Raw genomic sequence first — 259 nt, forward strand, 5'->3', positions numbered from 1 at the left:
GCACTGTGAATATATGGGCTATTACGACAAAAAGGCGATTGACGCTGCCTTGGAATTGGTCAAATTAAAAAATATTGAGGATAAAGCAGTCAAAGACTTCTCACTGGGAATGAAGCAGCGCCTCGGTATCGCCCGCGCCATCATGACGAAGCCAGAGCTGTTAATACTCGATGAACCAATTAATGGTCTAGATCCGGTAGGGATTAAAGAACTGCGTGACCTTTTTTCGATGCTTTGCCGTGAATATGGAATCACGATG

Annotated in this window: 1 protein-coding gene; it reads left to right on the top strand. The window is 44.4% G+C overall.

The features are described from left to right. On the top strand, positions 1-259 hold a 259-nt coding region (locus RYX56_RS23450; protein ID WP_317124270.1), incomplete at both ends, for an ATP-binding cassette domain-containing protein.

It is taken from the genome of Alkalihalophilus lindianensis (genome assembly GCF_032843265.1).
Classification (GTDB): domain Bacteria; phylum Bacillota; class Bacilli; order Bacillales; family Bacillaceae_D; genus Alkalihalophilus; species Alkalihalophilus lindianensis.